At 61.4% G+C, this 1,684-nt stretch carries 2 protein-coding genes and 1 pseudogene; 2 read left to right on the top strand and 1 reads right to left on the bottom strand.

Annotated elements, in window-relative coordinates:
• Both Q4E95_RS13620 and Q4E95_RS13625 read left to right on the top strand, forming a co-directional pair.
• On the top strand, positions 1-494 hold a 494-nt coding region (locus tag Q4E95_RS13620; RefSeq protein WP_303383806.1), incomplete at its 5' end, for a TetR/AcrR family transcriptional regulator.
• A gap of 189 nt (positions 495-683) precedes the next feature.
• Positions 684-1,388 (top strand): hypothetical protein, encoded by a 705-nt coding sequence (locus tag Q4E95_RS13625; protein ID WP_303383807.1) that lies wholly within the window; start codon positions 684-686, stop codon positions 1,386-1,388.
• A gap of 12 nt (positions 1,389-1,400) precedes the next feature.
• On the opposite strand, the pseudogene Q4E95_RS13630 reads toward Q4E95_RS13625, so the two are convergent.
• A pseudogene (locus Q4E95_RS13630) lies at positions 1,401-1,684 on the bottom strand (hypothetical protein); the annotation flags it as partial.

Raw genomic sequence — 1,684 nt, forward strand, 5'->3', positions numbered from 1 at the left:
CGGAAGAAGCGGGCCTGGCTGTGGGGTCGTTGCGGCACGTGTTCCCCACGCGCACGGAACTGCTCATGTTCTCGGCGAAACTGATGATGGAGCGGGTGCTGAATCGTATTGCCCAGCTACCACCGACGGAGAGTCCGGAGGATTACGTCCTGGCCGTGATCAAGAACCTGATGCCCTTTACGGAGCAGACCCGGGCGGAAATGGACGTCAACGTTGCATTGATTGCGGAGGCAACGGCGGTGCCTGAGCTCAAGGCCCTGCGAGACTCCGCTCATCAACAATTAGCCGACGCATGCGTGAGGTTGGCCGGGCTTCTGCGCGGGGAGGACTCAGAGACGCCGAGCGAGGGCGCCACGCGGAGCGGTCAACGACTTCATGCTCTTGCGGACGGCTTGGCTCTGCACCTGATGCATCAAGCGGGCCAGAAGGACTTGGATCGCGCCGCTGAACTGCTCGAAGATGAAATTCGAGGCATTGCCGCAGGTCGCGCTTAGAAAGTGCAGCGGTGAGATTAGAAAACTTTCACCAATCCCACATGCGTATCTCATGAGTGCGGTTCATCGTGGAGTGATCGATATGAACGGGAGGTAACACGTGTGGGGAACGTTCCGCCCCGGCGCCGTACGCGCCGATAAACTGTGGGTTGCTTTCCAGCCAAAATTCACGACGAACCGGAGGCATCCATGAGTCGGTCCACCCCCCTTCGCAGCAAGACGCCGTTCTGGTTGGGCCCGTTGGTGGTCTCGGTGATCGTGTCCCTCATCATTACGCTGCTCAGCCTGTTCGCCGTGTGGTGGGCCCCCAATCTGAGTATCTACCACTATTTTGAAGTTACCTCCGAAGTGAACCTGCCCATGTGGTGGAACGTGCTCCTGCTGATCGCGGGCGCAACGCTTATGCTCCTGGTCGCGGCCAACACTCCCAGCCGAAGCGCCCGACTCTCCTGGCGGCTCATTGCCGTCATTGCCCTGCTGATGTCCCTGGACGACGCCACCGTGCTCCACGAGAAGCTCGGCCTGGTGGTGGAGCGGTTCGCCCCGGATACCGGTTTCACCTTCACCTGGGTGCTGCTGGGCGCCCCGATTGCCGTAGTGGTGATCCTGTTGGCGTTTTTCGCCTCACGCCGCCTGCATCGGACGCCCAGACGACTGCTGTTGAGCGGTTTTGTGGCGTTCCTGGGTGCGGCCGTGGGTTTCGAGTTCATTGCCGACTACCTGATCCGCGTTGAAGCGCACTGGTTTCTCTACCGCGTGACCTACCACATGGAAGAAGGCTTGGAAATGGTGGGCGCAGCCCTCCTCGCGGTGGCCCCGCTTGCCGACATCCAACGCGTGTACCTTCACGGCCAGGTGATCGACCCGGCTCATCCCGTGCCCATCACGGAGTAATTCCGCTGGCAGTCAGCGGTCGTTCGCGGGCCCGTTGCGCTTACTCTTCCAGCGCGTCATCGCGTAACCCAGCAACGACGGAGCTTCTTCCGGTTCCTTGGCGCTCGCATTCCGCAATCGGTCCTGGCGCATGCGCTGGTGTTCGTCCAAGTACTGTTCGTAGCGGCGCTGTTGCTGGCGTTGCTGTTCCTGTTCGACCGCGCCGCCTTGGTCGTCGCTGTCCGGGCGGCGTTCCATGGAGGTGATGGTGTGAGGTGGCTGGTCATCCGGGGAGCGACGATTACGTTGGCGCCGTT

Source organism: Kocuria sp., from assembly GCF_030536815.1.
Lineage (GTDB): Bacteria > Actinomycetota > Actinomycetes > Actinomycetales > Micrococcaceae > Kocuria > Kocuria gwangalliensis.

What these genes read in the sequence shown, in the direction of transcription:
- Q4E95_RS13625 (WP_303383807.1), top strand. Translation starts at nt 684, where the DNA reads ATGAGTCGGTCCACCCCCCTTCGCAGCAAGACGCCGTTCTGGTTGGGC.